Origin of the sequence: Shimia sp., from assembly GCF_041624275.1 — a bacterium.
In the GTDB taxonomy this organism is placed as follows: domain Bacteria; phylum Pseudomonadota; class Alphaproteobacteria; order Rhodobacterales; family Rhodobacteraceae; genus Shimia.
This window is the reverse complement of record NZ_JBFJVE010000213.1, coordinates 1-4820: the sequence shown is the minus strand read 5'-3', so window position 1 is coordinate 4820 and position 4820 is coordinate 1. Positions and strand designations below refer to the sequence as shown.

General features: G+C 66.8%; 3 protein-coding genes and 1 pseudogene. All 4 read left to right on the top strand.

Annotated elements, in window-relative coordinates; all coding sequences use genetic code 11:
* A pseudogene (locus tag ABZD10_RS13765) lies at positions 1-573 on the top strand (glycosyltransferase family 2 protein); the annotation flags it as partial.
* 31 nt (positions 574-604) lie between these two features.
* Positions 605-2860, top strand: coding sequence for a glycosyltransferase family 2 protein (locus ABZD10_RS13760; protein ID WP_372887317.1), 2256 nt, complete (start codon positions 605-607; stop codon positions 2858-2860).
* Positions 2861-2950: 90 nt separating this feature from the next.
* A complete protein-coding gene (locus ABZD10_RS13755) occupies positions 2951-3985 on the top strand; it encodes a hypothetical protein (protein ID WP_372887315.1) in 1035 nt (344 codons plus the stop codon).
* A complete protein-coding gene (locus ABZD10_RS13750) occupies positions 3982-4704 on the top strand; it encodes a cyclopropane-fatty-acyl-phospholipid synthase family protein (protein WP_372887313.1) in 723 nt (240 codons plus the stop codon). The genes ABZD10_RS13755 and ABZD10_RS13750 overlap by 4 nt, the downstream gene beginning before the upstream one ends.
* Positions 4705-4820: the final 116 nt, after the last annotated feature.

Below are 4820 nucleotides of genomic sequence, written 5' to 3'. Positions count from 1 at the left end.
TTCAAGACCCTGTTCCGGGCGCGCGGCCCGTTCCGTCAGCTCGGGGTCCACCGGCCCCGGCAGAAACCGGCCACGCGGGCCGCAGCGCCCAATTTCGTCGACGGGTCGGGCGCGCCGCTGCCGGCGGCCTTTGGCGAGTCGCCCGAGCGCATCTCGCTGTTCGGCTTTTCCACCGGGCGGGCGCTGGTCGAGGTCAACCATTATGCCCTGCGCTCGGCCGCGGCCTTTCTCATCAAGCGCGACCGGGGGCTGCCGAACCGTTCCCACAAAGAGATCGACCTCGCCTATTGGGTCGATCGCAATTTCAATAGCGTCAGAGACCTTTCGATCCGCGCCATGCGGCCGGGGACGCGGCGCGAAATGGCGGCTCTGAGCGCGATCGATGGCGTCGGCGAGCAGCACCGCGCGGCGCTGCGCTGGCACCGCCGCCGGTTTGCCGAACTGTCCAGACAGCCCGACTCCCACGCCCTGCTCTGCCAGATCCTGACCGCCGGCGGATCGTCGGTGCTGCCGCAAAGTTTGCAGCGACAGCTGGTTCGGTGGTATCAGGAGATACACAACAACAGGTCGTGAGATCCGGAACCAGTCCGGACGAGCAGGTGACATGACGAAAACCAGGGCGGTTTTCCAACGCGCGCGGATGTCCCACCAACGGGTGGGCGATGCCGTGGTGCTGGATGCGCTGCGCCTGCCGGGCGCGACGGCGCAGGTGTTCTTCGCGGTCGGCCCGAGCGCCCGCGACATCACCGCCGCCGGCAACTGCGACCTGCTTGGCCTGCGCAGCATCGGCGAGGCGGTGATCGCCACTTTGACCCCTGCTGCCGGGGCCGAGGCTCCGCTGCTGCGCGTCGCCGGCAGCGAGGCGCCCATCGCACTGCGCCACTGCCAGCAGGACCTGTTCGACGGGCTGAACACGGCCTGCACCATCCGCAACGGCGAAAGCGCCGCGCTCACGCTCGAGTGGCTGCGCTATCATGCCCGCCATCACGGGCTTCAGGCGGTGCTGATGCTGGATCGCGCCCGGCCCGGCACGGCCGAGGATTTCGCCGCCGCGCTGGAAGCCGGCGCCGCCGGCATCGAGGGGCTCGAGCGGCTGGTCTGGGTGCAGTGCGACAGGCCGCTGGGCCTGCCCGACCTGCCGCCCGAACAGCACCCCTTCAACGCGCCCGACGCCCCCGGAAAAGACCGCATGGACCTGCCCGAGGCGGCGCCGTGGGCGTCGCCCCTGGGCCAGAAACACCTTTATGAATGGGCACGGGTCCGGTTTCTCGACCGCGCGCGGGCGGTGGCCCAGCTCGACATTTCCGACCTGCTGCCCCCCCATGGCGACCGGGGCACCGTCTTCGACCGGGCCGTCGCCTCGCGCTCGGGCGCCATATTGCTGGCCGGGCGCCACTGCTACCCCTGGCGCGTCCGCAAGGGGGCCGAGGCCGGGTTCGCCGATCATATCTGCGTGCAGTTCGACGCCTCGGACCTGCGGCGGCGCTGGTGCGTCGCCCCGGCCCGGACCTCGGGCAGCACGGTCTGGCGCTATGTGCGCATCGTCGGCGCCGAGCCCGATCCCGACGAATGGGCGCCCTTCTATCGCTGCATGGCGCTGCGCCACCCCACCGACACCGTGTCGCGCATCGTGCCCAAGACCTCGCTGGTCGAGGATGCCGGTCTGCTGGCCCTGGCCGAAAGCCACTTCGACCACAAACCCGTGCGCATGCCGGAAATCGCGGCCCCGCGCCCCGACCCGACCGCCAACCGCACCGCGATCGTCACCTGCATGAAGAACGAAGGGCCCTTCATCCTCGAATGGCTGGCCTATCACCGCGCCATCGGCGTCAGCGAGGTTCTGGTCTATACCAACGATTGCAGCGACGGCACCGACGCGCTTCTGGACCTGCTGCAACGAAAGGGCATCGTCCAGCACCGCGACAACCCGTTCCGGCAGAGCGGGCTCAAGCCGCAGCACGCCGCGCTGCAGGCCGCCGAACAGGAAGACATCATCCGCACTGCCGACTGGGTGATCTCGATGGATGTGGACGAGTTCATCAACATCAAGACCGGCGATGGCCGGCTCGCCGACCTGTTCGCGGCAATGGGCGATGCCAACATGATCTCCTGCACTTGGCGGCTGTTCGGCAATTCCGACATCGACGCCTTTGCCGACATCCCGCTGATCGAACAGTTCACCCGCTGCGCCGAAGAGATCACCCGCAAGCCGCACCAGGCCTGGGGGTTCAAGACCCTGTTCCGCAACATCGGCCTGTTCAAGAAGCTCGGGGTGCACCGCCCCAAGGGGCTCAATCCGCAATTGTGGGACCAAATCCGCTGGGTCAACGGGTCGGGCCAGCCACTGCCCAGAGAGATGTATCGCAACGCCTGGCGCTCGACCAGCGACACCGTGGGCTATGATCTGGTGCAGCTCAACCACTACGCGGTGCGCTCGGCCGAAAGCTTTCTGGTCAAGCGCGACCGGGGGCGGGTCAACCACGTCGACCGCGACCAGGGGCTGGCCTATTGGTTCCGGATGAACAACAACGCCACCACCGACCGCTCGATCCAGCGCATGCTGCCGGCGCTGCGGGCGGAATTGCAACGCCTGATGGCGGACCCCGAGATCGCCGAGGCCCACGCCTTCTGCGTCGACCGCCACCGCGACCGGATCGCCGCCCTGAAGCAGATGCCGCGCTACCGGGAGTTCCACCGCGACCTGACCGGAGCGCGGCTGCGGAAACTGGCCCGCATGCACCGCGTTTTCGGCGCCAATGTCTTTCTCGCCGGCCCCGACGCGGTGCCCGACGAGATCATCGAGCGCGACCACCCCGAAGGCGCCTATTTCACCGTGAAGAAGGGCGAAACCGCACATTGAAGGCGCCCTGCCCCGGCGCGGCAAATTCAAAGACAATCCGACAGCTTGTGATAGACTGTTGCAAAACCAGAAACGACGAGCAGCGCAAGAATGGCCCAACTCCCTGAAATCGCGAGCCTCTGGATCGGTGGCCGCCTGTCATGGCTTGAACAGCTCTGCCTCAAGTCCTTTGCCGATGCCGGGCATCACACGACGCTGTATTCCTATGCGCCGATCGCCAACCTGCCCGAGGGGGTCGTGGCCGGCGACGCCGAAGAGATCTTTCCATCCCGGCCGATGTACCGCCACGCCCGCACCGGCAGCCCGGCGATCCATGCCGATCTCTGGCGGCTGAACCTCTTGAAAAAGACCGACAAGATCTGGGTCGACGCCGACATGTATTGCTATCGTCCCTTCGATTTCTCGCGCCAGAGCGTGTTCGGCTGGGAAAAGCCGGGGCTGGTCTGCAACGCGGTGCTGGGTCTGCCCCGGTCGTCGCCGGCGCTGGAGAGGATGCTGGAGTTCTTCCGCGACGAATATGCCATCGCCCCATGGCTGAAGCCCTGGCAACAGGCGGAACTTCAGGCCGAGAAGGACGCCGGAACGCCGGTCCACATGACGGCCCAGAACTGGGGTTTCACCGGGCCGGCGGCAGTAACGCATTTCCTGCAGCAAAGCGGCGAAATCCGCTATGCCGAGCCGGTCGAGGCCTTCTACCCGGTCAGTTTCAAGCACCGCAATCACCTGATCATGGGCAAATACGACATCGAGTCCCAGCTCGGCCCGGCGACGCGGGGGGTGCACTTCTGGGCCCGCCGGATGAAACCCCGGCTCGAGGAAAAGGAAAACAACCGCCCGCGCCGGGGCAGTTTCATGGCCCGCCTGATCGACAAGCACGAAATCGACGTCGATGCCGCGCCGATCCCGCCCGGCGCCAGAGCCACGGAGCCCCGGCGCCACGACCCGGAATTCCGGGCCCGGCTGGCCCTCGAGGCGCTGAAGGGGGATGCCTCGATCGAGAAACTGTCGCGCGACCACCTGGTCGAGCCGCGCTTCATCAAGGAATGCCGCGCCATCCTGATCGACGGGGCGCCACGGCTGTTCCGCGACCACCCGGCCCAAGAGACACAGGACACCGCCGAATGACGATCGACCCCGAAACGCTGGATTACGCGATGTTCGACACGCAGGATTTCGTCAATATCATCCTGCAACGCTCGGACGTCTTGTCCGACATTCCCGGCAGCGGCAAGCTGATCAAGGGCTGGAGCACGGGCGAGACCGCGCCGCTGCTAGCGGTTGCCCGCGACAAGAACCGGGTGCTGGCCCAGCGCGCCGTGGCCGACATCGCCGCCGAATTCACCGCGCTGCGCGGGCTTCTGGACCAGGCGCCCCCCGGCACGATCGCCGACATCGGCTGCGGCTATGGTTTCTTCGACCTGTTCGCGGCGCGCATGTATGGGGCGCGGGTGCATCTGATCGACCTCGAGACCAACTCGCTCACCCATTTCGGCTTCAACAGGCAGGGGGCCGCCTATTCCAACCTGCAAAAGGCCGGGCAATTCCTGACCCGCAACGGCGTGGCAGCCGAGAACATCACCCTGAGCAACCCCGAAAGGGACGATCTGTCGACCATCGGCCCGGTCGACCTTGCGGTCAGCTTCCTGGCCTGCGGCTTTCACTTCCCGGTCGATGTCTACATGGAGTTCTTTGCAACCAACGTGGCGCGGAACGGCCGCATCCTGCTGGACCTGCGCCATGCCAGACGGGCGCAACAGGTCGAAACACTGTCTTCGCTGGGGCGGGTCGAGGTTCTGAGCGAACGCAGCAACCGGGCCCGCGTTCTGGTCACCAAGGGCGCATAGGCATGGACGACGTGACGCCCCATCGCGACGACAGCCTCAGCCAGGAGGCCTGGCGCGACAACCTGCGCGAGATCGGCGCCCGCGAGGGCTTCTACGAAGAGCTGGGCGAAGAGCAC

Bases quoted from the DNA above. Each gene is read 5' to 3' on its own strand.
- ABZD10_RS13755 (WP_372887315.1), top strand. From the start codon at position 2,951: ATGGCCCAACTCCCTGAAATCGCGAGCCTCTGGATCGGTGGCCGCCTG.
- ABZD10_RS13750 (WP_372887313.1), top strand. From the start codon at position 3,982: ATGACGATCGACCCCGAAACGCTGGATTACGCGATGTTCGACACGCAG.
- ABZD10_RS13760 (WP_372887317.1), top strand. From the start codon at position 605: ATGACGAAAACCAGGGCGGTTTTCCAACGCGCGCGGATGTCCCACCAA.